Origin of the sequence: Rhodococcus sp. IEGM 1307 (assembly GCF_030056915.1) — a bacterium.
GTDB lineage: Bacteria > Actinomycetota > Actinomycetes > Mycobacteriales > Mycobacteriaceae > Rhodococcus_F > Rhodococcus_F opacus_D.
Window position 1 is genome coordinate 1 of the sequence record NZ_JASHKW010000139.1, and the last position, 214, is coordinate 214.

Below are 214 nucleotides of genomic sequence, written 5' to 3' on the forward strand. Positions count from 1 at the left end.
CGAACTGCACGTTCAGCTCTCGGGCGGTATCGCGGGCGGCGCGGACATCGCCGGCGGCGATCTTCTGCGGGAGCACGATCAGGTTGTGCAGGATCGCTGGTATATCGAGGGCAGTGACGCCGGTGACGACGTTCAGGGCCTGGTCGACGACGACTTTCGGTTTGAGGACCGACAGCACGCTCGACGCGGAGGAGAGGGCATCTGCCGGGGTGGC

At 66.4% G+C, this 214-nt stretch carries 1 pseudogene; it reads right to left on the reverse strand.

From position 1 onward, the window contains the following. A pseudogene (locus QM841_RS43085) lies at nt 1-214 on the reverse strand (cutinase family protein); the annotation flags it as partial.